The sequence below is a fragment of the Paenibacillus harenae DSM 16969 genome (assembly GCF_000422465.1).
Classification (GTDB): Bacteria; Bacillota; Bacilli; order Paenibacillales; family Paenibacillaceae; genus Pristimantibacillus; species Pristimantibacillus harenae.
Window position 1 is genome coordinate 567348 of the sequence record NZ_KE383843.1, and the last position, 22200, is coordinate 589547.

Consider the following 22200-nt stretch of genomic DNA (forward strand, 5'->3'; position numbering starts at 1 on the left):
TGCTGTAAAAAATGGATCAGCTTATGCAGTGGCTGTTCGCACCGGTAATTTTCATTTCCCTTGCGTTCTCAGCCATCTTCAGCTTTAAATCGCGACGCACGAAGGATGCAAGAACCCGCGGCATACTGACGGCCAGGATGAATATCAGCATGGGCGTCATGCTGCTGTTCATCGCTTTGGTTCAGCTGTTTTTGTCGGGAGAGTCTACGCTTCGCATCGTCATCGGTGCCGTCTTCATGGTCATCGGCATATTCAACCTGTTCGCCGGACTGCGCAACCTCAGCCTCTACCGCGCAACCAGAGACCAGTAGACGTCAATAGGGATCGATCATCTGGGCCGTCAGCATCGCCTTGGCGGCCAATCCCTTCGCATCCTTCACCTCGATCTCCAGCTTCGTAAACTTCCTGCTCATCTCCAGCGCTTTCGGAATAATCGTAATCTCGCTGTCGATTTGAACCGGTCTGACATAATAGGTCGTCATGCTTTCCAGCAAATAATCGCGTTTCGCCGTCTCGCGAATCATCCGTCTTGCCGCCTGCGTCATGAGCGTGGCAAGAAGTCCTTCCGACATCATCCCGAGAGAACCGGACATTTGCGGAGAAACCGTTCCTTTGTAGGCAATGCCCAGCTCATCCGCGCCGCTCATGCCGGAAGTCGCCATAAATCCGGTCCACATCAAATCCTCGAACGTCTGGCCCGATTCCGGCTGCTTGCCGGCGAAGCGCATCGCATCCAGCACCTCCTGCCTGGTCACCACGCCGAGCAGCTTGCGGTGCCTGTCGACGATCGGCAGCAAATCGATCCCCTCCGCCGCCATCGTATGAGCGGCCGAAGTGACGGTTATATTGGGTGCTGCGGTAATCGGCTGCCTCGTCATAAGCTTGTCAAGAATGTTATCCTCAGGGGAGCCGACGGCATCCTTGGCGGTCATCATTCCGATAACGCGGTTTCGCTCATCGACAACCGGGAACCTGAAATAACCCGTCTCGAGCGAAAGCCTGTGAAAGTCGGCAACGGTATTGCCGGCGCGAAGCACATCCGCGGGACGGCTGAACGTTACGATATCCTCGATCAGCATGATCTTCCGCTTGATGAGACGGTCGTAAATCGCCCGGTTAATCATGGACGCAACGGTAAACGTGTCATGCCGCGAGGAAATAATCGGAAGCGAACGCTCGTCCGCGATCCGGATGACCTCCTCGCTCGTCCCGAAGCCGCCGGTAATGAGAACGCCCGCCCCCTCCTCCAGCGCACAGCGATGGGCGCCGATGCGGTTGCCCACGATAAGCAGGCTGCTCTCGTCAATATAGCGAAGCATGGCATCAAGCTCCATCGCGCCGATGACGAACTTATGCAGCGTCTTGTCGAGGCCGGCCGCTCCTCCGAACAGCTTGCCTTCGACGATCTCGGCTACTTCGCCGAAAGTAAGCTGGTCCAGCGCCTCGCGCCTCTTGCGGTCGATCCGGACCGTTCCGATCCGCTCCTTCGTGCTGACCAGGCCGGAGCTCTCCGCATCCTTAAACGCTTTGTAAGCCGTTCCTTCGCTGACGCCAAGCTCCTTGGCGATCGCCCGAACCGAAATTTTCGTTCCGATCTTGAGACTCTGGATGTATTGCAAAATTTGCTCATGCTTCGTGCTCGTTTCATTCCCGGGTCCGATTGAAGCCATCGTTTTTCCTCCGTCCACTTATCCGTCCTTTTTCCCCTATTATAGGAGAAAGCGGAGAACAAGTCATGCCGCCGGCGCAGACAGGCGCCGTTACAGCTGCCAGTTCAGCAGCACCTTCCCCGTCTTGAGCATGCCGTCTACCTCTTGCCCCCGTACGCCCGTCAGCCTCCGCTTCTTGAACAGCTGATGAATCGACTGCGTATTAATGGCATTCTCGGCCCCCGTCATAATAAACGTCTGCCAGTCGTATGAAATCGGAACCGGGTACCGGAGAGATTGAATAAGATAATTGTCAATTTCAATGCTTTGGGGCGGAATTTCCTCGTAAACGCTGGAAAAAAGGAATGAGCTCTGTTCGCTGTAAGGCCTGGAAATCGGATCTGATTTCAAGTCAAGGACATATTCCACGATCTGCGTATGCGGATTAACGCGGCAGCTGAAGGAGCCTTTCGCCGTCGCCGCTCTATCGACCCGATGAGACAAACGATAGGTAAATTGTACAAGGAAAGGAACATTGCAATAATAAGCGCGGACTTTTCTGAAAAATTCAAATTCGTCTACCACGGTGACCCCCTTCCAGCTGCCATGCTCGTGCCATAAGATAGCCTGCCTTCACTGATTAATTGGTAATTCGACCCTTAATAGGCAATCATAATAATAGAATGATACTTTTTTACACAATTATAGTAAAGAACCCACCAATAAGTCAATGACTATAGTCATTGAAGTGAATATACTCTATAGAATGTTGTTGCGTTTCATCTAAAGCTCTATCGTTAGTTTTGAGGTGACAAAATGAGTGGGATTGCAGGGTTGATAGGAGAAAACATTCGTCAGCTGCGCAAGAAAAGAGGCTTAAGCCAGGAACAGCTGGCCTTGCGCGCCGAAATAAACGCATCCTATATGGGACAGGTTGAGCGGGGAGAAAAAAACCCGACGATTGACGTGCTTAGCAAAATCGCGTTTGCGCTTCAGACCCCGATCGAGCAAATCGTAAATGTGATTACCGGTCAGCAGGACACGCTTGACCAAGGCGGCGAGGAAGACTACGCCAACAAGATCGCTCATCAATTGAACGGCTTATCTTTGAAAGAACAGGAAGCCGTCTATAAATTCGTAAAGCAGCTCGTTCAATTCAAGGAATTAGAGTAAACAAGAAGATCCGCCGGATGAAACGCCGACGGATCTTCTTGTTTTTGAAGTTGCCGCGGCTGCCCCGCTTAACCGCGCGCTCTTTTGGCCATCGCCTTCTGCTCCAGCTTGCGCTCCCAGAGCTGCGCCTTTGCCCGCTTGATCCGGGCCAGCCCCCTGCGTTTCTCGTCGCTCATAAGCAGCGCGTTAACATGTGCGGTTATAACGATAACCGCAAACAGGATCCATGCCAGCCCGAATACCCCCGTCCAATTCCACGGCGCGCCGAGTTCAAGACGAGGCAGCGCATATACGAGCATCGCGGCCGCAAGAAGCAAATACAAGACATGGCGACCTTTACCGGAAAACATAGCCATCAACTCCTCCGTCTGATCGTAAGCGGCTTATACCTACTTGTCCGCACTACCATCCTATGAACGAAACTTACGAGATATGCTGCTAGGCTGATGAGGGCCGGCATCCGCTTATGGAAAAGCCGGCGAAAACAGCACAAGCCCGATGTCCGCTTCCGATTCACAAAGGAATAGATGTCCTCATATGATGAGGTAATTCGTTTAAAACACCTATGGCCGCTTATCTCTTATCGTCATCCTCCTGCTCGGAAGGAGATTTATGATGCTCAAATCGAAAGTAGCCGTACAGGTGATCGGCTCCGGCATGATCCCGGAAGATACGCTCATGCTTGGTGAAACGCATGTTAAGCAGTGGAAGATTCCGCAGGGCCAGCACATTCTATTAAAATTCGGCGCTTTCCGGCAGCATGTGAAGATCATTCCCGCCGCCAGATTCGACGGCATGAGAATGAGCCAGGGCTTGGCTGAACAGCTGGGACTATCGCATGGCGCGCATGTTCGTATGCAGTACAAACCGGGTTCCGGCACACTTGCATTAGGACCGCTGATCGGCGTTCTTGTCAGCCGCGATTATCCGCATATGCCGGATAGACCCTTCGGCTCCATCACCATGTTTTGCAGAGAGCTCGTCGATGCCTGTACGGCGCAAGGCGCTTACGTTTATTTTTTCACTCCGAATCAGATCGGCACAAGTAACCATACCGTTGACGGCTGGATCTATTCGGACGGGTGGAAGCAGGCGGCGATGCCCGCACCCGACGTCATCAACAACCGTTTAACGTCGAGGAAGCTAGAGAACAGACCCAGCGTGCAGCATTTCATGAAGGAAGTAAAACTTTATCATCAGACAACCGTTTTTAACGAAAAGTTTCTGGATAAAACCGAGGTTTTCGAAGCCTTGAAGAAGGATGATTCGCTCGTTCGTTATTTGCCCGAGTCGCATTTGCTCCGCAATTATTCGATGCTGAAGTCGATGTGCTCACGGTATAGCAACGTTTTCCTCAAGCCCGGCAGAGGCAGCTTAGGCAAAGGGATTATCCGGATCACCCGCAACGATTCCGGCGGCTACCAGGCTCTTTATGCGACGGCAGCCGGTACGCGAAGAGTGCAATATTCGACTATGGCTAAACTCTTCTCGACGATTTCCGCAAAAATGAAAACCGTCCGTTATCAGATCCAACAAGGCTTGCAGCTGATTGAAATCCAGAAGAGACCGGTTGATTTTCGCGCACTTGTGCAGAAGAACGCTGCAGGCAAATGGACCATTACCTCCATTGTGGCTAGAACGGCCGGCAACGATCATTTCGTGTCCAATCTGGCGCGAGGGGGCACGCTCAGCTCGGTCGGCGATGCCGTAGCCAAATCGAATCTGCAGGCCGGAATCAGCCGGCTGGAAGCAAGTCAGCGCCTGCAGCAGGCCGCGCTTAACATCGCGCGGGGAGTGGATACGCAAATTCCTGCCCATTTCGGCGAGCTGGGGATCGATTTGGCGCTCGATACAAGCGGCCGCGTATGGCTGCTTGAGGTTAACTCCAAGCCTTCAAAGAATGACAACACCACGCTGAGCGAGAAAAAAATTCGTCCGTCCGTCCGCATGATGATTCAATATTCCCGATTTTTATCGGGCTTTTAACGGAGGCGCTTATGCAAATTCGAACGATCATCCTCGGCATTGTCGTTGCCGCGATCCGTCCGCCTGGCAGCGATCATGGACTGAAAGTGGAGGCTTCGGCACTGCCTGAGCCGCGCTTCTGCCGCGCGCTCAGCCTGGCCGCGGGTCCGCTTGGCATCGACGTATACGTTTTTGCGGCGGACGGCTACCATGCGGAGTCCGGGACGCTGCATGCCTATCGCTATCAGCACAACGGGTGGAGCAGGCAAGCGGCGCCCTTGCCCGATATCGTCTACGACCGCTGTTTCTATACGGAAACGGCCCAGCGCATAAGCTGCCTGCGCATGCTGGATTCGATGTCGGCGAGGAAGCCACATGTATTATTAAACGGAAGCCTGCCCGCGAAGCTTGCGGTATACGCTTCGCTCAAGGATGATCCAATGCTGAAGGAGCATTTGCCTGAATCGGAGAGCTGCGAATCGGCCGAACAGCTGCTGAAGCTGCTCCCCCGGCATAAGCGAGGAATCGTTCTGAAGCCATCTGCCGGCATGCAAGGCAGAGGACTGATGCATATCAAGCGATGCCCTCATAATCTGTCGCTGCTGGTAAGGGGGAGAACGGGGCGAAATCGTCACTTCTCCCGCACGTTTGCCGATGACCGCACATTCGCCGGATGGATCGAAAGCCGCATAACCCGCCATAGCTATTTCATCCAGCCCTATCTCGAGCTAAGCGGCGAAGACGGCAAACCGTTTGACGTCAGGGTGCTTATGCAGAAGGACGGAACTGGGCGATGGGCGTCGTCCGGCACCGCCGTCCGCTGCGGCCAAGCGGGCTCCCTCACTTCGAACCTGCACGGCGGAGGCGGAGCCGGCCGGGCCGACTCGCTACTTGCCGCGAAATTCGGGAAGATCGAATCCGAACGTTTAATCGAACAAATCCATACAATAAGCAAGCAAACAGCTGAACGGCTTGAAAGCCGTTTCGGCAGGTTTGCCGAACTTGGGCTCGATTACGGCATCGAGCCGGACGGCCGTCTCTGGCTGCTGGAAGCGAACTCGAAGCCGGGCAGGTCTGCCTTCCGAAGCATAAGCGACAAGAAAGCCGAGATGCTCTCGATCGAGAGGCCGCTCCTGTATGCGCGCTTTCTGTCCAACCGCCTTTACCCGTCCTTTGCAGCCAATGAATCTGTAAACGGCCGTCAATCTGATGTGAAAATCACCAACCCAATACGGCCTTTCAACGTTCAGGAGGTTCATCGATGAGTTTGACAACTTGTAACGTACATTTCTCACAGCAATCGAATAAGATCGTCTATTTGTCCAGCCCGCTATTGAAGCAACTGAAGCTGTCCGGCAAGAAATCGGTTCATCTCAAGCTGGGAAACGAGGTTATAACCGCAGAGATCAAGCAGTTGAAGCGGCAGGGCAATCACTTGTATTTATCCGCCGGCGTTCGACAATCCATCCGGGTGCCCAAGACCGGCAACGTATACGTGTTAAACAGCGGCGATAACGAGGTTCAGCTCGGACCGCTCGTCGGCATTTTAAGCGACCATTCAGGTCGTTCGGTAAGCAACCCGTTCGGCGCCAAAACCGGTTTTATTAAAGAAATCATCCGGAACGGCGAGCATAAAGCCTATCTGTTCGGCTTTACGCCAGGCGATATCAACTGGCATCAGCAAACGATTAACGGCTACTTCCTTTCCGCCCAAGGCGGCTGGTACCGCAAAATCGTTCCGCTCCCTGACGTCGTCTATAATCGTCTGACCAGCCGCAAGGCGGAAACGTCGGCGACGATCAACTCGCTGCGCGAGCGATTCGTAAGGAGGAAGATTCCTTTTTTCAATTGGAGCTTCTTCAATAAGGCCGACGTCTATAAGCTGCTTGACAATGATCCCGAAGCGCTGGAGCATCTGCCGGAATCGATATCCGGACCGACCGCGGACAAAATGAAGGAAATGTTGGAAAATCACCAGTTTCTCTACTTCAAACCAACGGCGGGAAGCCTCGGCATCGGCATCTATCGCTTGACCTACCATCCGAAGCGCGGGTATTTCGCCCGCTACCGCAAGGGCAGCCAGAATGTCCTGCTTCGATTCACTAATTTCCAAAGCCTGATGCGGATGCTGCAGGCCAGGCACGGGAGCCATTTAAACCGTTATGTCGTGCAGCAGGGCATCCGCCTGATCGAAATTGACAGCTGCCCGATCGATTTCCGCTTTCATATGCACAAGAACGGCAAGAACGAATGGGTTCCTGCCGGAATCTGCGCGAAGAAGGCCGGACGCGGCAGCGTAACCACGCATGTGAAGAACGGCGGCTCGCTGATGACGCCGGAACAGGCGCTCGGCAAGACATTCGGCAGCCAAGCCGATACCGTGCTGGAGAAGGCGAAGAAGGCCTCGATCAAGCTCTCGGAATCGATCGAACGGAATTATCCGCATCGGCTCGGGGAACTTGGACTCGATATTGGGATAGATAAGGACGGCGAGATATGGATGTTCGAAGCCAACGCCAAGCCGGGACGATCGATCTACAAGCATCCCGCGCTCCGTGCGGAGGGCCGCGCATCGATCTCGTATATCCTTGAACATTGCATGTACCTCAGCCGTTTTCAAGGCCAGGGAGGTAATGGCTAATGGAAAATTTACAGCCGGAGGAGTCGGACTTTCGAGAGCAGCGCGAAGGCAAGCAGGTCCTCGCGATCTTAACCATCGAAGATGATATTCAGCTTTTCCGGGGTAACCGGAGCAACTTCCTCGATCTGATTCGGACCGGTCAATCGATGGGGTTCATCGTCTATGTCTTGACGGTCAAAAATCTGCTGCTCACCAAGAGCAGCTTATTGGGATTCGTGTTCAACGAGAAGACAGACAGCTGGCAGCAGCGTCTTCTCCCTTTTCCCGACATTATCTACAATCGGATTCCGCAGCGCGAGGACGAGGTGCTTCCAGCCGTCAAGAACAAAATCGCCGCTTGCAAGAAGCATCCCCGCGTCAAGCTGTTCAATCCATACTTCTTTAATAAATGGGACTTATTCGAATGGCTCCGGCTGTCGAAATCGACCAAACCGTTCATCCCTACGACCCGCAAGCTGGTTTCGGTCACCGGACTCAGCCGCATGATGCGCAAGCATCCCTATCTGTATCTCAAGCCGGAGAGCGGCAAAGCCGGCAAAGGAATCATGACGATCAAGGTACAGGCCGAGAAGCAGCTGCCTTACCGTTTGAAAATACAAGAAAACAAAAAAAGCGCCACCTACAACTGCGCTTCGATCGATAAGCTGTGGAGCCGTATCCATAAGCAGAGCGGGGGCGAAGCCTATATTGCCCAGCAAGGCATTAAACTGGCTTCCTTCCAGGACCGCAGATTCGACCTGAGGGCGCTCGCGCAAAAAAATCAGCGCGGACAATGGGATATCACCGGGATCGGGGCGCGTATCGCAGGAGCGATGAGCATTACGACCCATGTCCCCCGCGGAGGTATGATCGAAGATCCGGAGAAGCTGCTGGCCCATTCATTTAATGAGGCGCAGGCGCGTAAGCTACTCATAAAAGCAAAAAACACAGCGCTGCTTATTGCGAAGCAGATCGAGCGGGCATCCGGGCAGCTGCTCGGCGAAATGTCGATGGATATCGGCATCGACAGCGCGGGGAACATGTGGTTCTTTGAAGCGAATTCGAAGCCGATGAAGTTCGATGAGCCCCATATTCGGCAGAAATCGTTAGAACGTATTTTCCAGTATGGGGCTTACTTGGCCAAAAAAAAATCAGAAAAAGCGGGGGGTGCATGACGTGAACCTGGAGCTGCTTACGCCGGACAAATGGTCGTCGGAACAAAAGAGACTTATTGGCTTTGCGATCCGATTCGGAGATAAGCGGCTTGCGGTCTCAACGATTCATGCGCTACGCAAGCTGGATGGCTTACGGCTGGAAGCCGATCGGCAAGGAGCATACGGCGCGGTCGTCTCCGTAGCGACGCTTGGCGGCCGCCTCGCCGGCTTTGGTTTTGCCTCGGACGGCGGAGAAAGCGGCTGTATGGTCGTCGTGCATCCTGAAGCAAGAGGACTTGGCGTCGGCAGCGCTATCGTTCAAGCGATGATTCAGCGCCTTGGCCGGCTGTGCTGCAACGTAGCCACAGATAATATCGCAAGTATGTCGCTGTGCTTCCGGCTCGGAATGACTGCCGTCTCCATGCACAAAGGACCTACCGGCAAACCGACGCTCCGTTTTGAAAGGGGAACCGTTCATGACAATGCCCGTCCTAGGCATTCTGACTTTGTATCTCAATGAAGCCGGCATGCTAGAGGAGAGATCCATTTATCAGAAAATGACTTCCGCCGGCCGAAAGCTGGGACTTCACGTTTTCGTATTCACGCCTAAGGACGTCAATTATAAACAAAACCAAATACATGCCTTATTTTATAACCCGGATTCCAAAACCTGGTCCCGCAGGTGGACCTCATTCCCGAATATGATCTATGACCGCTGCCGCATTCAACGTTCTTACCGCTTCCAGCAGTTGAAGCGGTTCCGATCCCGCTACGGCCACCTCACCTTCCTGAACCGCACGCTCCGCAACAAATGGACGGTCCACCGCACGTTGTCGAAGGACTCGCGCTTTAGAGGTTATCTGCCTACCACCCGGTACGTGGAGAATACGCAGGATGTGCTCGGCATGCTCCGCAAATTCTCGCTCATTTATTTGAAACCGATCAACGGGACGGGCGGCCGGGGCATTCTGCGCATCGAGAAGCAAAATGACGGCACGCTTCATATTCAAGGGCGCGACCAGTCGCGGAGAATCATTAAACCGAGGCAGATTACGCTCTCCGCGCTCGGCGGCTTCCTCCAATCGTGGAATTTGAGGAGCAGCCGGTATATCGCCCAGCAGGGCATTCAAATCAAGTTGAATAACGGACGCGTTCACGATTACCGTATGCTTGTGCAGAAGAACGGCGACGGCGCTTGGGAAGTTACCGGCTGCGCTGGCCGGATCGGCGCCCCCGGCAGCGTAACGTCCAACCTGCACGGCGGAGGACACGCCGCTACGATGAACGCGCTGCTGAAAGATTGGATTCGGGATGAGTCGAAGATCAATCAGGTGAAGGACGAAGCGGAGAAGTTCGGCGTCGGCGTTGCGGCTTACCTGGAGAGAAGCTACGGCAGGCTGTGCGAGCTCGCGCTTGATTTGGCGATCGACCGAAAAGGCGGCATTTGGCTGCTGGAGGTTAATCCGAAGCCCGCCAGAGAAGTATTCGTGCAGGCCGGGGAGAAAGAAGTCTACCGCAAAGCGATCGTAAGACCGCTGGAATATGCGCTATGGCTGTACAATCAGAAGCGGCGAATGAAAGGAAAGCACGCTTCTATTTCGGAGGCTAGATTCGGATTCAAGTCTGATACGAGCCCGGAAACGGGTTTCGAACTGGATTTCGAACCGGGATTGTATCCGGATTTGGATTTGGATTTGGATTTGGATTTGGATTTGGATTTGGATTTGGATTTGGATTTGACTGAGGAACCTGAAAATAGTTTGTAATCGGGGCTTCTGCATATTGAACTGCCCGAGCCCATGTGCACAGGGTGAAAAAGAAAGGACTGTCCCGCAAGGCGATTGCCTGTGGCGACAGCCCTATTTTTTTTTGACTAAGTGACCCTTCAACCCGTTACTGGCCCAGCAAATCGAGCAGCTGCCGAAAATCGGAAATATGCGCATCCGCGCCATCCAGCTCCGACTCTCGCCCGTAGCTTGCGTAAGCGCACCCGATCGTACGGATACCATTCTCCCGGCCCGCTTCAACGTCTGATGACCGGTCTCCGACCATCCATGCGCTCTGCAAGCCATGATCCTGAAGCAATCGCGCAACCAAATCCACCTTGCTTGCCGTACCGTACTCTCCCGCGCTGTACAAGCCGTCGAACAATCCGGCAATTTCTTTATACTGCGCGACGCCCTTTACATAGTCCTCCAGCCCATTGCTCGCTACGAACAGTCTGACGCCTTTGTCCTTCAACAAGCGAAGCGTCTGCTCCACATAGGGGTACAGCTCCCCTTCACCTGCAGCCAGGCCTTCCAACTCATACTGCAGCAGCAGCTCATCCGCGCGTCTCCTGGCCTCAAGCGTGCTGTCCGGCATCACCATCTTCCAAATATCTTCAAGCAGCATGCCCAGGCAGCTCAGCAGCCTGTCGACAGGCGGCGTTTCCCGTACGTATAAACGCTCCTCCCGCAGCGTTTCAAATACGCGGCGATGAACGGGCACAAGCAGTTTATCCGTTTCAAACAACGTTCCGTCCATATCGAATATGACAGCCTCCGGCTTCGGAAGCGTTAGCTTGCTCCTATCATTACTCACGTCAAAATCCCCCTTTCAACTATGCCTTATCATAACGGAAGTAAGGAAAGAACCGCAAGAGGAGAGTGAGCTTGCTTCATGAGCTGCTTCGGAAAATACGGAGAAAACGGTTTGCGTCCGCTGACAAGGACGAAAAGCAGGCGTTTCTGCTCGTGTCCGCTTATTGATAAATGCTGCAGGATATGTCACACTGTTTGGTGGGCGAAGGACGAATTGCCCATGCAGGAAAGGACGTGACGGTTTACTTATGACCAAATGGCTGCTTCGCTCCATGACTGAATTAAGCTCGCGCAAATGGATTTCCAGAATAACCGGAAAATTCGCGCAATCGGCCGCCAGCCGTCGTTTTATTACCCGATTCGCCGCAGCATACGGCATTAAGGCCGAGGAAGCGGAGAAACCGCTACACGACTATAAGACGCTGAACGAATTTTTCACGAGACGGCTTAAGCCCGGACTCCGTTTGGTCGATGAAGGGGCCGATTCGCTTGTAAGTCCCGTCGATGCGCTCGTCACAGGCGCTGGATGGATAAGCGGCGGAACGATATTGAACGTGAAGGGGCAAGATTATACGATCGACGAGCTTCTGGGCCGTTCGCCCAGGACGGCGAATTACATGAACGGCTTTTACTTGGTCCTTTATTTAAGTCCGACCGATTATCATCGGATCCATACGCCGGTAGCCGGCCGTATTGTTGAACGCGAACATATTGCGGGCAAGGTATATCCCGTGAACGACTTTGGGCTTCGCCATATGAGAAGAGTGCTGAGCCGGAACGAACGGCTTATTACATACATGCAGAATGAACACGGCGAGACGGCCGTCGTCAAAGTCGGAGCGATGAACGTAAGCAGCATCCAATACGTACAGCCGCTTCAGAATGAAATGGCGAAAGGCGACGAGCTCGCCTATTTCGAATTTGGCTCTACGGTCGTGCTTCTGATGGAAGACGGGACCTTCACGCCCCGCGGAGACATCATGCCCGGGGTGAAAGTGCGAATGGGCGAATTGCTCGGCTTCCAGCATTAAACAAGCAGAAACGCCTGCCTTGCGTCCTTCTCAGAGGACGCAAGGCGTTTTATGTGGTGACGGTATCGTCATGGATGTTTCTGAAGCAGCTCATGAAGCAAGCTCATCCTAAAAACGGTATCGCAGAGAATTCTAAAAGTTTATAAGTGAAATACTCATTTATAAATTCCTGGAATTGACACAAATAACCCGGCCGCTTCCAAACGAAGAGGCCGGGTTGTTCGTTCTGCTACCTGATTTCCGATGGGCTGCGTCCCGTATACTGCTTAAATTGGCGGCTGAAGAAGAAGATATCCCGATAGCCGAGCGCATCCGCCACCTCCGTCACGTTCATCCCCGCGTGCATGAGCAGATGCTGCGCCCGTTCAATACGGGTGCGGATCATATAGGTCTGCACCGACATGCCGATCAGCTCCTTGAATTTCATCGAGAAGTAGCGCGGAGACAGCTGAGCCCTCATGGCCAAATCCTCCACCCGGTGCGCGATGCTCGGATTTTGCCTGACGAAGTTGGCTACCTCATGAATGGCTTCCGTCAACTGGTTGCTCGCCTTCTTCTCGACGGGAAGCTGATTGTCCTCCCGCAGCAGGTGAATCAAGAGCTGTTTCAGAACAAGCTGCGCTTCTTCCTCCGCCGCGTATGTCTGCACAAGAAACAGCCGGACATAACGGGACAGCATATATTCAAAATCAACGGTATCGTTCAACTGTCTGTACCGGTTGGGCACTTCATCGATCGTTTCGTCTACGGCAAAGTGTATGTAGGACAGCACCAGCGGGCGCTGCGGGTTATGCGTGGCGCTCGTGTAATCGCCGGGGCGAAACAAGAAGCAGCTGCCCGGTCCAACGTTGTAATGCTCTCCGTTTACCTCTACTTCCCCTTCACCGCTCCATACATAGAATAAATCATAGTTGGGTATCGGCTTCTCGCGTCTTGCCCACCTCCAGCCCGGCTCGCACACGATCTTGGCGAAATAAGGCGTCAGGGTGAGCGACGCGGGCGAAATGTGCAGCATAGGGCTTTTCCTCCCGTATCATTCTATGCCGTCATCATACAACAGCAGTAAACTTTTGCGCAAGCCGCCCGAAAATTACGAAAAAATTTGCATGGAAAATGGTTAGCGGCATATAAAAAATGTTATAATAGCACCCGACAATTACTCTTTACTAATGAATGATTTCGGAAGGATGAAATGAAGTCCATGAACCCACTTGCTCAGCAGTTAAACGAGACGCTGCAAACGGAAAACCCGAACGTCTACGCCATGTTGTCAACCTTAGGCAAAGCGATTTATTTCCCGAAGGAAGGCATCCTTAGTCAATCCGCCGAGGCAAAATCGAAAGCGACGAAGTTTAACGCCACGATCGGAATCGCGACTGAAGGCGGACAGCCGATGCACCTTAAGGTCATTCAAGAGACGTTATCCGCTTACAATCCGAAAGACATATATGAATATGCGCCTCCCGGCGGCAAGCCGGAGCTCCGCAGCGCATGGCGCGCCAAGATGTTCAAGGATAACCCGTCGCTGGAAGGGAAGGGCTTCGGCAATCCTATCGTGACCAATGCGTTAACGCACGGCCTTAGTATCGTAGCCGATCTGTTCGCCGATGCCGGAGATGCCGTTGTCATTCCGAATAAAAACTGGGAAAATTACGAGCTGACCTTCGGCGTCCGCCGCGGCGCCGAGATCGTGGAATACCCGCTCTATAACGATCAGAGCAGATTCAACAGCGCCGGCCTGCGCGAAGCGCTGCTTGCGCAGAAGGATAAAGGCAAAGCAATCGTCGTATTGAACTTCCCGAACAATCCGACAGGCTATACGCCGGGACCCCGGGAAGGCGATGAAATCGTTGCAGCGATCCGCGATGCGGCCGAAGCCGGCATTAACGTCGTAGTTGTAACCGATGATGCTTACTTTGGCCTGTTCTTCGAAGATTCCATGCATGAATCATTGTTCGCCAAGCTCTCGGACCTGCATCCTCGCGTGCTCGCCGTGAAGGTGGACGGCGCAACCAAGGAAGAATACGTATGGGGCTTCCGCGTAGGCTTCATTACCTATGCTTCCGGTTCGGCCGCAACGCTGGCCGCGCTGGAGCAGAAGACGCTGGGCATTATCCGCGCAACGATTTCGAGCGGGCCGCATCCTTCGCAAACCTTCGTGCTGCGGGCATTGACGTCTCCGGATTTTGAAGCGCAGAAAGCCGAAAAATACGAAATTATGAAAGGACGCGCGAATTGCGTCAAGTCCTTGCTCGACAGCGGCCGTTACGGCGACGTATGGAGCTACTATCCGTTTAACTCCGGCTACTTCATGTGCCTCAAGATGAACGACGTCCCGGCTGAAGCCGTACGCGTTCATCTTCTGAACCAATACGGCATCGGAACGATTGCGCTGGGCGAGACCGACCTGCGCGTTGCCTTCTCTTGCATTGAGGAAGAGCATCTGGAGGAGCTGTTCGATACGATTTTTACGGCCGTGAACGAGCTGCATGCGAAGTAACTAATGCACGAAGAATACCCCTGGATGACAGACCGCTTGAGAAGCGGCCAAATCGTTCAGGGGTATTTTGATTGTCCGGGGGCAGGCCCTTATTCTTCCTCCGCTTCAACCCGCAGTCTTCTACGCAGTCGCGCAGGACGGGTGAGCAGGAAAGTAACCGCCCCTCCCGCGGAGACCAGCGAAGGGATATAGACCGATTCCAACGCCAGCGGCACGGCGGCAAACAACCACAGCAGCAAGGCGCATACGACAATAGCGATGCGGTCAACCTTCACATATTGCGCGACGCGCTGCTTGTCAGGCATCGGATAGACATGCTGCCAAACCGTATACCGGTGAATATGCCGCAGGCCGCCTATTTGAACGGACAGTACCGCCATAAACAAGCCGTACACGATGAATGCAGCCCATCCGTCCAACGATCCTGCATCGGCAATCCAATAAGTAACGAGGCTTCCGATCGCCAGCAAGCGAATGACGATACCGCCGATTTCGGTTCTTAGAAGAGACGCCGCATATAAATAGACATAGGTATTCCGATTCGAATTCGGCACAGCGCGCAGCAGCCAAGCCAGATAAGAGCGCTTCGCGATGCTGGAAGAACGGGTCGGCACATCGATGAACCAGCCAAAAAAAACATAATACCGCCTTCGCGTTCTCGCTTCCTCTTCAACCAGCCTCTCCCAAGGAAATCGGTGCCGGCTGGGCAGACGATGAATAAATGCGTATAACAAAACGATCAGGAGCGAGAAAGCTGCCGCTTGCCACAGCTCGCAGGTTAACCATGCAGCAAGGACAAGCGCAGTCAGCCCCCAGCGCAGCAGCCGCATCCCTCTTCTCATTCCCGGCCACGACATCTGCCTCTCCCGCCATGCCCCCCACCTATTGCCTGCTTTCAGACCGGCCGCCGCTCCCGCCAGCAGCCAGCCTCCGTTCAGCGCCGGACCTTGATTATAAATCGGCAGGTACAACAGGAGCACAAGAACGGCAGGCAGCGAGCTGACGAGCGCCGAATAACGGATCGATCGCCCGAGGTAGCCGTTCATCTCCGCCTCCCGGGGCATCATAAATACGATATCCGCCGGCTCGAGCCACGTCCGGAGCGGACTCCAACAAAGGACAAGCGTCAAGGCCAGAACGCCTGTCGCGGCAATCGGGAAATCGGCCGGCAAATTCCGGATTAACGTTACGTAACCTATCGCTGATGAAATCAATAGAAGCGACATAAAGGCCGTGAAGCCGCTTTGCGCCATATAGCGGAAATAAGGCATCGTCTCTTCGCGAAAAGCCCGAGCCCGGCGGCTCCAAAGAGCTTCAAGCTTTTGCCCGGCACCCATCAGGCCTTTCCTCCCGTTACAAGCCTGTAGAATGCATCCTCCAGCGTTCCGCTGCGCATGTTCATTCCGGCTGCCTGCCTCACCTCATCGAGCGTGCCCTGCGCAACGATTTTCCCGTGATGCATAACGATGAAGCGATCGCAATACGCTTCCACCGTTGACAAAATGTGCGAGCTCATTAAGATGGCGGCGCCCTTCCGCTTCACCTCGACAAGCCGCTCCAGCAAAGAGCGGATGCCAAGCGGATCAAGCCCGAGAAACGGCTCGTCGATGATATATAACGGCGGGTCGGCGAGCAGCGCATTCATGATCATGACCTTCTGCTTCATTCCTTTGGATAAATGCGAGGCAAACGCCTTTCTTTTCGGCATCATCTGAAACTGCTGCAGAAGCTCCTCTTCCCGCGCTCCGTCCTCATTATTCGATACCTTGTAAGCCATACCGGTAAGGCGCAAATGCTCCTCCACCGTCAGTTCATCGAACAGAACCGGCGATTCCGGCACATAGGCAAAAGCCCCCCGGTACCGTTCGGTTTCGGCTTCCAGCGTAACGCCGTCAACCTTTACCTCTCCCGTCCGAGGCTTCATCAGTCCGAGGATGTGCTTGATCGTCGTGCTCTTGCCAGCGCCGTTCAAGCCGATCAATCCGACCATCTCGCCCGCCTTGACGTCAAAAGTAAGTTGGTGCAGCACGGGCCTCTTTGGGCTGTAGCCTCCTGTTAAGTCGTTTACGCGTAAAATCGGATCCATCCATTCACCTTCACTATCGCTTATTTAACATGTGCTTTTTATCAGCATAACGAATTATGCGGGGAATATCAAAAAAAAGCACCACCGATAACGGCGATGCTTCTCTCTTACCTCTATATCATTTATATTCCAGCATTATAAAAAGCGGATCTCTTTTACCGTTAGGTTCTCGCCTTTCAGCTGTACGAACTGACCTATCCTCAGAAGGTCTTTGTTGCCGTTATACGATACATTAGCGTCAACGTTATATGAGGATCCGACGACTGTTCCGTTTTCAATCCACTGGATCGAGATCATCGTGATCTTCTCAGAGTCGTTCGCGTCATAAGCCAGCGAGTTAATGGTTCCCGTCTTATCGAGAGCTGTCACAACCGGCGCAGTCTTCGTTACTTCAATAAATACGACTCTATTTTGATAAGTGCGGACAAGCACTTCATCGCCGGCTTTCAGCTCGCTTACGGCTGCTTTCTTATCGTCGCGGTAAATAAAAACATTCGCGTCCAAATTTAGCACTACCTCGGAATTGTCCGCCTTCACGACCGTGATTTGGCCAGCTGCCGCAGAAGCTTTCAGCTTGCCGGCAATCGCTTGCGCATCGTGATCCGGCATTTCCGTATCGGTACGGTCCAGAAGGGCTGCAAGCTCTGCGCGGGTTACCGGCTGGTTAGGGCGGAACGTTTTGCCATTCTTGTCCTCATAACCGGTAATGATGCCTTTCTGAAGCGCGAGCGCGACATAGCCGACCGAGCCTGCCGGAATTTCTTTCGCGTCCTTGAAGTCCAGCTTCGTGTTGTTCAGCGCCTTCGCTTCATCTTCCAGCTTAAGCGCTTTAATCAACAGTATCGTCGACCAAAGCCTCGTCGCGTTCTCCTCCGGCTTCACTTCCGTCTCGGTCTCGGCGAACAGATCGTTCTCAAGCGCTACCGATACATAGCCGACTGCCCAAGGATATTTGCGTTCGATTTTGTCTCCGTCCTTGAATTGGAGATCCGTACTCATTTCCGCAGAGGATTCGGCTTGCGCGCGCAGCCCCATTAATCTGACGGCAGCTACAAGCGTCTCGATCCGGCTGATCTTCTGGTTCGGTTTAAACGTGCCGTCCGTATATCCGGTGAATACGCCCTTCGAGGATAGACGCATGATGTATTCCAGCGCCCACTTCAGCTCCTTCTCGTCTTCGAATTTCCAGGTTACTTCATATTTATCATCGTCACGATCCCTTTTATCGTCGTCGTGATCGCCTTTTCCCTTGCCTCCATCCGCAAATGCCGAGGTAGCGCCGCCTGCCAGCATAAGAAGTGCCAGTGAGGATATTGCCGACTTTTTCCATATCGTTTGTTTCGTCAAGAAAGCCACTCTCCCTTTTGTCGATTGCGGAAATTTCCGCATTTTACCTTCGCCCATAGGTTTCGGGAGTGGTTGTTCGATTTAAGAGGGTGGCTTCAAAAAAATATGTTATTGTTCTTTTTCTGTTTCGCGCTTGGCCTTCAACCATTTTGGCGCGCCTTTATTTTTGCCTTCGCGCTTCCGTTCCGCCTTAACGGCTGCTTTAGGCTGCGCTGGTTTAGCTTTAGGCTGCGCTAGTTTAGCTTTCGGCTGCGGCGTTTGCGGAGCGGAGCTTGTCCGTTCTTTACTCGCTTCACCGCCGGCAGCGTGCTCCGGCTTATTTCCTTCGATCGGACGCTTCGGCACGGCAACGGCATTGCTATCCCGTCCGCCCTGCTTCGCTTCATGACGCAGCGCGAATGGACGCGTCGCCTCGCGAAGCTCCTCCCCGGTCAGCAGCTTGCCTCTGAACATTGTCCGTTCTGCGAGATCGATGCCCAGCTGCTTGCGGAATTTCTCCATAATGAACAGCTCCTGCGGCGTCACAATCGACACGACCGTTCCCGGCCGCCCCATTCTGCCGGTTCGGCCCGCCCTATGCACGTAATGATCTGCATCCGCGGCCGGATCGAGCTGAACGACAAGCGGCAGGCCTTCGATATCCAGCCCCCGCGCGGCAACGTCCGTCGCCAATAGCAGCTGGCAGCGCCCTTCGCGGAAGCGCGCCAGCGTAGCTGCGCGCCGCTGCTTGTCGGCATCGCCGTAAAGGGTCTCGACGGTAAAGCCTTCATAGCTGAGCTTGGATTCCCAATTTGCAATATTGTCCGTGTCGTTTAAGAACAGCAAAGCGGATTTCGGATTTAACAACCGGATAAGCCGCCGAGCCGTATCTGTCTTGTCCCGCTTATCGCTCACCAGATAGAAGTTCTCGACCGTCTCCGACACGCGGTGCTCAGGCGTAATTTGAATACGGGTCGGATCCTTCATCCAACGGCCCTCGAACCGGGCCATCTGCTCCGGATAAGTTGCGGAGAAGAAGGCGATCTGTCTCTCGCGTCCCATCGCGAACAGAATCGCTTCCACCTCTTTCGTCGAGCCGAGCTGGAACACTTGATCCGCCTCATCGATAACGACGCTTGTTACTTCGCTTAATTTAAGCTTGCGCAGCTTCAGAAGCTCATGAATCCGTCCCGGCGTGCCGATGACGAGCTGGGGCCGCAGCTTCAGCTTCTCAACCTGGCGTTTCAACGCCGCCCCTCCGATTAGCTGCTGTACACGAATGTTAAGCGGCTCCCCGTATGCCTCCGCAACGCGTACGATTTGCATCGCCAGCTCCTGCGTAGGAGCCAGAACCACGCCCTGCACTGCATTTGAATGGGCATTCAGCCTCTGCAGAAGCGGCAGCAAATAGGCCAGCGTCTTCCCCGTCCCGGTCTGCGAACGCGCTGAGACATCGCTGCCGCCGAGCAGTATCGGTATAGTCTCCGCCTGCACTTCCGTAGGCTCCATGATCCCGTTCGCTTCGAGCTTATTCGAAAGCAATTCATTAATGCCAATTTCATTCCATGTATACTTACTCATTTTGTAATCCTCTCTTAATCCAACCGTTATTTTCGATTTAACCAACCGCCGAACAGCCGGTCGGCTGTGCGCGGTAATAGATGGTACAGCTTAATGCCTATCGAAGCCGACTTCGGCAGGTCGAGCTCGTCTTTCCCCTTCTCCATCACCCGGATGATCGACTTCACGACGTATTCCGGCTTCATCATGAACCAGCTTACATTTTTGACATAGGTGCCCGAAGGATCTGCCAGCGAGAAAAAAGGCGTATCGATCGGACCCGGGTTAACGGCCGATACTCGAATGCCGCTCCCCCTCAGCTCCATGCGAAGGGAATTCGTGAATCCGAGGACGGCATGCTTCGTAGCCGTATAAGCCGTCGACTTCGACGATCCGATCTTTCCGGCCATCGATGCAATATTGACAATATGCCCGTTCCCCTGCTTCAGCATGTGGGGGACGACGGCTTTCGCGCATCGCACGACACCCATGTAATTCGTATCCATCATCTGTTCAAAGCTTTCCACAGACATTTCCATAAAATACTCGAATTTGCCGTAGCCCGCATTATTAAGCAAAATATCGATTTTCCCATACTTGGCGATTACGGCCTGCACGGTTTGCTGCACCTGCCCGTTATCGGTCACGTCCATCTGATAAACCGAGCAGCTTCCTTTCATCGCATTCGCGATTTCATGAAGCTTCTTTATATTACGACCTGTCAGGATGGGGATCGCCCCCCGCTCCGCCAATCTTGCCGCGGCCAGCGCCCCTATTCCGCTTGAAGCGCCGGAAATAAATATAACCTTACCCTGTAACATCCAGCATCACCCAATTTCAGTTTACTTGATCGCCGATGCAGACGCAAAAAAAGCTCCCGAAGGAGCCCATTCTGTGCTAAGATGCGATTAAAACCTGGATGTCAAGCTCGCCGATGCCTTCCATAATAAGGGGAATCGTCAGTGCCTTTTGCGCCTTAAAGCCTGCCGATTGAGCGGATTGAATGAACTTCGGAGGCGTTATATCCACTCGGACTCCCTGATTAAACAGCATGGTGCTGGCATTCCCGCTAATCATATTGCCAAGCTCGGAGATCGCGCTTTTAACGATTTCATCGATTTCAGAAATGACGTATCCGCCCATCATAGCCGAGACCATCTTCATAGCAACCTGTTCACTGAGTCCGAATACAATATCACCGTTCATTTGTCCATTAAGCCCAATTTGAATCCATATGTAATTCTCTGCAAATTTAATGTCCTTAAGACCAAGTTCCCCTGTCGCAGGTCGTATCTGAACAACCTGTTCGATTACGATTTTGGCGGATTCAAGAAACGGGTTGATGTATTCTGCCTTCATAAAAGAGGATACGCTCCTTTTCGACAAAATTCGCGCTTTGCCTTATTTAAATTCTATTATACTTAATTCACTAGGACAAGTATACTATAAATAAAGGATATCATTCCCTGGCACTATTTACACCAAGAAATATGTAGAATTATGCGGGATTAGAGGAGGCTTTTTCTATGCCTAACGTCTGGGCTCATTTCATATTCGGGCAGCTTGTGCTTGAGAGGCTTGGGGAAGCTTCGCTTCTTCAAAGCGATGAGCAGAAGAATATGTTTAATATGGGCTGCCAGGGGCCTGACTTTTTATTTTATCACCGTTTTTTTCCATGGCAACAAAGCGCGGCGCTTAACCGATTGGGTACTGAGATGCACAATAGGCATTGCGGCCATGCGCTGGTCGAGCTGCTCGATAGTATCAGCGGACGCCGCGCTTACCCGGCCCGGCCCGACCCTTCCGTTCTATATGCGCTGGGCTTCGCCCTGCATCACGTCCTGGACCGGCATATGCATCCCTATGTATTCAGTAGATCCGGATTTCGCAAATGGGATCATCAGCGATTTGAAATTATGATGGATACGTTAATTGCACGGGAGCTGTGGGGCATTGAAACGTGGAATACCGCGGTTTGGAAGCTCGTCGATACGAAAGGCGCCTTCCCCGAGCCGATAATAGATGCTTTCGAATCCATTACATATACCTATTATACAGACCTTGGGCCGCTTATTGCCCGGGGGGACTGGAACCAGGCCAACCGGGACTTTACGGCCGCGCTGCGTCTGTTCCACGATCCGACCGGCCTGCGGCGGAAGCTGACCTTCGGACAGATCGAACCATTTGTTTTTAAACGCGGCTTCATTGCCTACGATATTCTAAACGTATCCGGGCTGCCTTGGATCGATCCGGTCGACCCGGGCATAACTCGCCGTGAGAGCGCATGGACGCTATGGGATCGCGCATTGGATGATGCGTTAGAGGTCGTCGGTTCCATTCTCGTATGGCTCCGGGCTTATGAGAATGCGCAGCCGACCAAGGAAGACCGGACGTTAGCCAGACAGCTTCGCGACGAAGCGGTTGAACGAATCGGCAACCGTTCCTATGAAACCGGCTTGGATTGCGACTCCGGCGCGAAAATTCGATATGCCGATACCATTTGGCCTGATCAACCCGGCATTACGGAGGCTCCTTCCTTCTAAATAGAAGCAGC

General features: G+C 53.3%; 22 protein-coding genes. 11 read left to right on the plus strand and 11 right to left on the minus strand.

The features are described from left to right. The first annotated feature begins 11 nt into the window (after positions 1 to 11). Positions 12 to 311: a YtpI family protein gene (locus tag H581_RS0122025; RefSeq protein WP_028611897.1), complete on the plus strand. Its 300-nt coding sequence runs from the start codon at positions 12 to 14 to the stop codon at positions 309 to 311. 3 nt (positions 312 to 314) lie between these two features. Here H581_RS0122025 and H581_RS0122030 read toward each other — a convergent pair whose 3' ends face one another. After that, positions 315 to 1670, minus strand: a complete 1356-nt coding sequence (locus H581_RS0122030) for a DRTGG domain-containing protein (protein WP_028611898.1) — start codon at positions 1668 to 1670, stop codon at positions 315 to 317. Between the two features lie 90 nt (positions 1671 to 1760). After that, positions 1761 to 2234, minus strand: coding sequence for a hypothetical protein (locus H581_RS0122035; RefSeq protein WP_028611899.1), 474 nt, complete (start codon positions 2232 to 2234; stop codon positions 1761 to 1763). Between the two features lie 231 nt (positions 2235 to 2465). Here H581_RS0122035 and H581_RS0122040 point away from each other — a divergent pair, with 231 nt between their 5' ends. Next, the gene (locus H581_RS0122040) at positions 2466 to 2822 is read left to right on the plus strand and encodes a helix-turn-helix domain-containing protein (protein WP_028611900.1); all 357 of its coding nucleotides are present in this window, start codon (positions 2466 to 2468) and stop codon (positions 2820 to 2822) included. Positions 2823 to 2890: 68 nt separating this feature from the next. Here the strand turns inward: H581_RS0122040 and H581_RS0122045 are convergent, their stop codons facing one another. Next, positions 2891 to 3172, minus strand: coding sequence for a hypothetical protein (locus H581_RS0122045; protein WP_051251200.1), 282 nt, complete (start codon positions 3170 to 3172; stop codon positions 2891 to 2893). Between the two features lie 265 nt (positions 3173 to 3437). Between H581_RS0122045 and H581_RS0122050 the strand changes: the two genes are divergently transcribed. The 6 genes from H581_RS0122050 to H581_RS35015 are packed head-to-tail and all read left to right on the plus strand — an operon-like array spanning position 3438 to position 10327. Next, on the plus strand, positions 3438 to 4808 hold the full coding sequence (locus H581_RS0122050; RefSeq protein WP_028611902.1) for a YheC/YheD family endospore coat-associated protein: 1371 nt from the start codon (positions 3438 to 3440) through the stop codon (positions 4806 to 4808). A gap of 11 nt (positions 4809 to 4819) precedes the next feature. Continuing rightward, a complete protein-coding gene (locus tag H581_RS35005; RefSeq protein ID WP_051251202.1) occupies positions 4820 to 6052 on the plus strand; it encodes a YheC/YheD family endospore coat-associated protein in 1233 nt (410 codons plus the stop codon). Then, positions 6049 to 7428, plus strand: a complete 1380-nt coding sequence (locus tag H581_RS0122060) for a YheC/YheD family endospore coat-associated protein (protein ID WP_028611903.1) — start codon at positions 6049 to 6051, stop codon at positions 7426 to 7428. Before H581_RS35005 ends, H581_RS0122060 begins: the two co-directional genes overlap by 4 nt. Beyond that, positions 7428 to 8582, plus strand: coding sequence for a YheC/YheD family endospore coat-associated protein (locus tag H581_RS0122065; protein ID WP_028611904.1), 1155 nt, complete (start codon positions 7428 to 7430; stop codon positions 8580 to 8582). Before H581_RS0122060 ends, H581_RS0122065 begins: the two co-directional genes overlap by 1 nt. A gap of 1 nt (position 8583) precedes the next feature. Further along, positions 8584 to 9081 (plus strand): GNAT family N-acetyltransferase, encoded by a 498-nt coding sequence (locus H581_RS36645; protein ID WP_051251206.1) that lies wholly within the window; start codon positions 8584 to 8586, stop codon positions 9079 to 9081. Continuing rightward, positions 9038 to 10327, plus strand: coding sequence for a YheC/YheD family endospore coat-associated protein (locus tag H581_RS35015; protein ID WP_084134719.1), 1290 nt, complete (start codon positions 9038 to 9040; stop codon positions 10325 to 10327). Before H581_RS36645 ends, H581_RS35015 begins: the two co-directional genes overlap by 44 nt. Positions 10328 to 10454: 127 nt before the next feature. Here the strand turns inward: H581_RS35015 and H581_RS0122080 are convergent, their stop codons facing one another. Further along, entirely contained in the window at positions 10455 to 11144 is a 690-nt protein-coding gene (locus tag H581_RS0122080; protein WP_028611905.1) for an HAD family hydrolase, read from the minus strand. Between the two features lie 247 nt (positions 11145 to 11391). On the opposite strand from H581_RS0122080, the gene asd reads away from it, so the two are divergent. Continuing rightward, complete coding sequence (gene asd, locus H581_RS0122090) at positions 11392 to 12174, plus strand: archaetidylserine decarboxylase (RefSeq protein ID WP_028611906.1); 783 nt, start codon at positions 11392 to 11394, stop codon at positions 12172 to 12174. 229 nt (positions 12175 to 12403) lie between these two features. On the opposite strand, the gene H581_RS0122095 is transcribed toward asd, so the two are convergent. Then, on the minus strand, positions 12404 to 13189 hold the full coding sequence (locus tag H581_RS0122095; RefSeq protein ID WP_028611907.1) for a helix-turn-helix domain-containing protein: 786 nt from the start codon (positions 13187 to 13189) through the stop codon (positions 12404 to 12406). Between the two features lie 186 nt (positions 13190 to 13375). Between H581_RS0122095 and H581_RS0122100 the strand changes: the two genes are divergently transcribed. Continuing rightward, positions 13376 to 14674: an aminotransferase class I/II-fold pyridoxal phosphate-dependent enzyme gene (locus H581_RS0122100; RefSeq protein ID WP_028611908.1), complete on the plus strand. Its 1299-nt coding sequence runs from the start codon at positions 13376 to 13378 to the stop codon at positions 14672 to 14674. 89 nt (positions 14675 to 14763) lie between these two features. Here the strand turns inward: H581_RS0122100 and H581_RS0122105 are convergent, their stop codons facing one another. The 6 genes from H581_RS0122105 to H581_RS0122130 all read right to left on the minus strand — a co-directional run bounded on the left by H581_RS0122105 (position 14764) and on the right by H581_RS0122130 (position 21005). Then, the gene (locus H581_RS0122105; RefSeq protein ID WP_028611909.1) at positions 14764 to 16011 is read right to left on the minus strand and encodes an ABC transporter permease; all 1248 of its coding nucleotides are present in this window, start codon (positions 16009 to 16011) and stop codon (positions 14764 to 14766) included. Further along, positions 16011 to 16760, minus strand: coding sequence for an ABC transporter ATP-binding protein (locus H581_RS0122110; protein ID WP_028611910.1), 750 nt, complete (start codon positions 16758 to 16760; stop codon positions 16011 to 16013). Before H581_RS0122110 ends, H581_RS0122105 begins: the two co-directional genes overlap by 1 nt. Before the next feature lie 135 nt (positions 16761 to 16895). Continuing rightward, positions 16896 to 18107, minus strand: coding sequence for an S-layer homology domain-containing protein (locus tag H581_RS0122115; RefSeq protein ID WP_028611911.1), 1212 nt, complete (start codon positions 18105 to 18107; stop codon positions 16896 to 16898). Between the two features lie 108 nt (positions 18108 to 18215). Next, entirely contained in the window at positions 18216 to 19667 is a 1452-nt protein-coding gene (locus tag H581_RS0122120) for a DEAD/DEAH box helicase (protein ID WP_028611912.1), read from the minus strand. 26 nt (positions 19668 to 19693) lie between these two features. Beyond that, positions 19694 to 20467: an SDR family NAD(P)-dependent oxidoreductase gene (locus H581_RS0122125; RefSeq protein WP_028611913.1), complete on the minus strand. Its 774-nt coding sequence runs from the start codon at positions 20465 to 20467 to the stop codon at positions 19694 to 19696. A gap of 76 nt (positions 20468 to 20543) precedes the next feature. Next, the gene (locus tag H581_RS0122130) at positions 20544 to 21005 is read right to left on the minus strand and encodes a chemotaxis protein CheX (RefSeq protein ID WP_028611914.1); all 462 of its coding nucleotides are present in this window, start codon (positions 21003 to 21005) and stop codon (positions 20544 to 20546) included. 167 nt (positions 21006 to 21172) lie between these two features. Between H581_RS0122130 and H581_RS0122135 the strand changes: the two genes are divergently transcribed. Further along, a complete protein-coding gene (locus H581_RS0122135) occupies positions 21173 to 22189 on the plus strand; it encodes a zinc dependent phospholipase C family protein (protein WP_028611915.1) in 1017 nt (338 codons plus the stop codon). Positions 22190 to 22200 lie beyond the last annotated feature (11 nt).

Excerpts from the sequence above, each read along its gene's own strand:
- asd (WP_028611906.1), top strand. The coding sequence starts at position 11,392 with ATGACCAAATGGCTGCTTCGCTCCATGACTGAATTAAGCTCGCGCAAA.
- H581_RS0122125 (WP_028611913.1), bottom strand. The coding sequence starts at position 20,467 with ATGTTACAGGGTAAGGTTATATTTATTTCCGGCGCTTCAAGCGGAATA.
- H581_RS0122095 (WP_028611907.1), bottom strand. The coding sequence starts at position 13,189 with ATGCTGCACATTTCGCCCGCGTCGCTCACCCTGACGCCTTATTTCGCC.
- H581_RS0122130 (WP_028611914.1), bottom strand. The coding sequence starts at position 21,005 with ATGAAGGCAGAATACATCAACCCGTTTCTTGAATCCGCCAAAATCGTA.
- H581_RS0122110 (WP_028611910.1), bottom strand. The coding sequence starts at position 16,760 with ATGGATCCGATTTTACGCGTAAACGACTTAACAGGAGGCTACAGCCCA.
- H581_RS0122040 (WP_028611900.1), top strand. The coding sequence starts at position 2,466 with ATGAGTGGGATTGCAGGGTTGATAGGAGAAAACATTCGTCAGCTGCGC.
- H581_RS35005 (WP_051251202.1), top strand. The coding sequence starts at position 4,820 with ATGCAAATTCGAACGATCATCCTCGGCATTGTCGTTGCCGCGATCCGT.
- H581_RS0122100 (WP_028611908.1), top strand. The coding sequence starts at position 13,376 with ATGAACCCACTTGCTCAGCAGTTAAACGAGACGCTGCAAACGGAAAAC.
- H581_RS0122025 (WP_028611897.1), top strand. The coding sequence starts at position 12 with ATGGATCAGCTTATGCAGTGGCTGTTCGCACCGGTAATTTTCATTTCC.
- H581_RS0122120 (WP_028611912.1), bottom strand. The coding sequence starts at position 19,667 with ATGAGTAAGTATACATGGAATGAAATTGGCATTAATGAATTGCTTTCG.
- H581_RS0122135 (WP_028611915.1), top strand. The coding sequence starts at position 21,173 with ATGCCTAACGTCTGGGCTCATTTCATATTCGGGCAGCTTGTGCTTGAG.
- H581_RS0122050 (WP_028611902.1), top strand. The coding sequence starts at position 3,438 with ATGCTCAAATCGAAAGTAGCCGTACAGGTGATCGGCTCCGGCATGATC.
- H581_RS35015 (WP_084134719.1), top strand. The coding sequence starts at position 9,038 with ATGACAATGCCCGTCCTAGGCATTCTGACTTTGTATCTCAATGAAGCC.
- H581_RS0122065 (WP_028611904.1), top strand. The coding sequence starts at position 7,428 with ATGGAAAATTTACAGCCGGAGGAGTCGGACTTTCGAGAGCAGCGCGAA.
- H581_RS0122030 (WP_028611898.1), bottom strand. The coding sequence starts at position 1,670 with ATGGCTTCAATCGGACCCGGGAATGAAACGAGCACGAAGCATGAGCAA.
- H581_RS0122060 (WP_028611903.1), top strand. The coding sequence starts at position 6,049 with ATGAGTTTGACAACTTGTAACGTACATTTCTCACAGCAATCGAATAAG.
- H581_RS0122045 (WP_051251200.1), bottom strand. The coding sequence starts at position 3,172 with ATGTTTTCCGGTAAAGGTCGCCATGTCTTGTATTTGCTTCTTGCGGCC.
- H581_RS0122105 (WP_028611909.1), bottom strand. The coding sequence starts at position 16,011 with ATGGGTGCCGGGCAAAAGCTTGAAGCTCTTTGGAGCCGCCGGGCTCGG.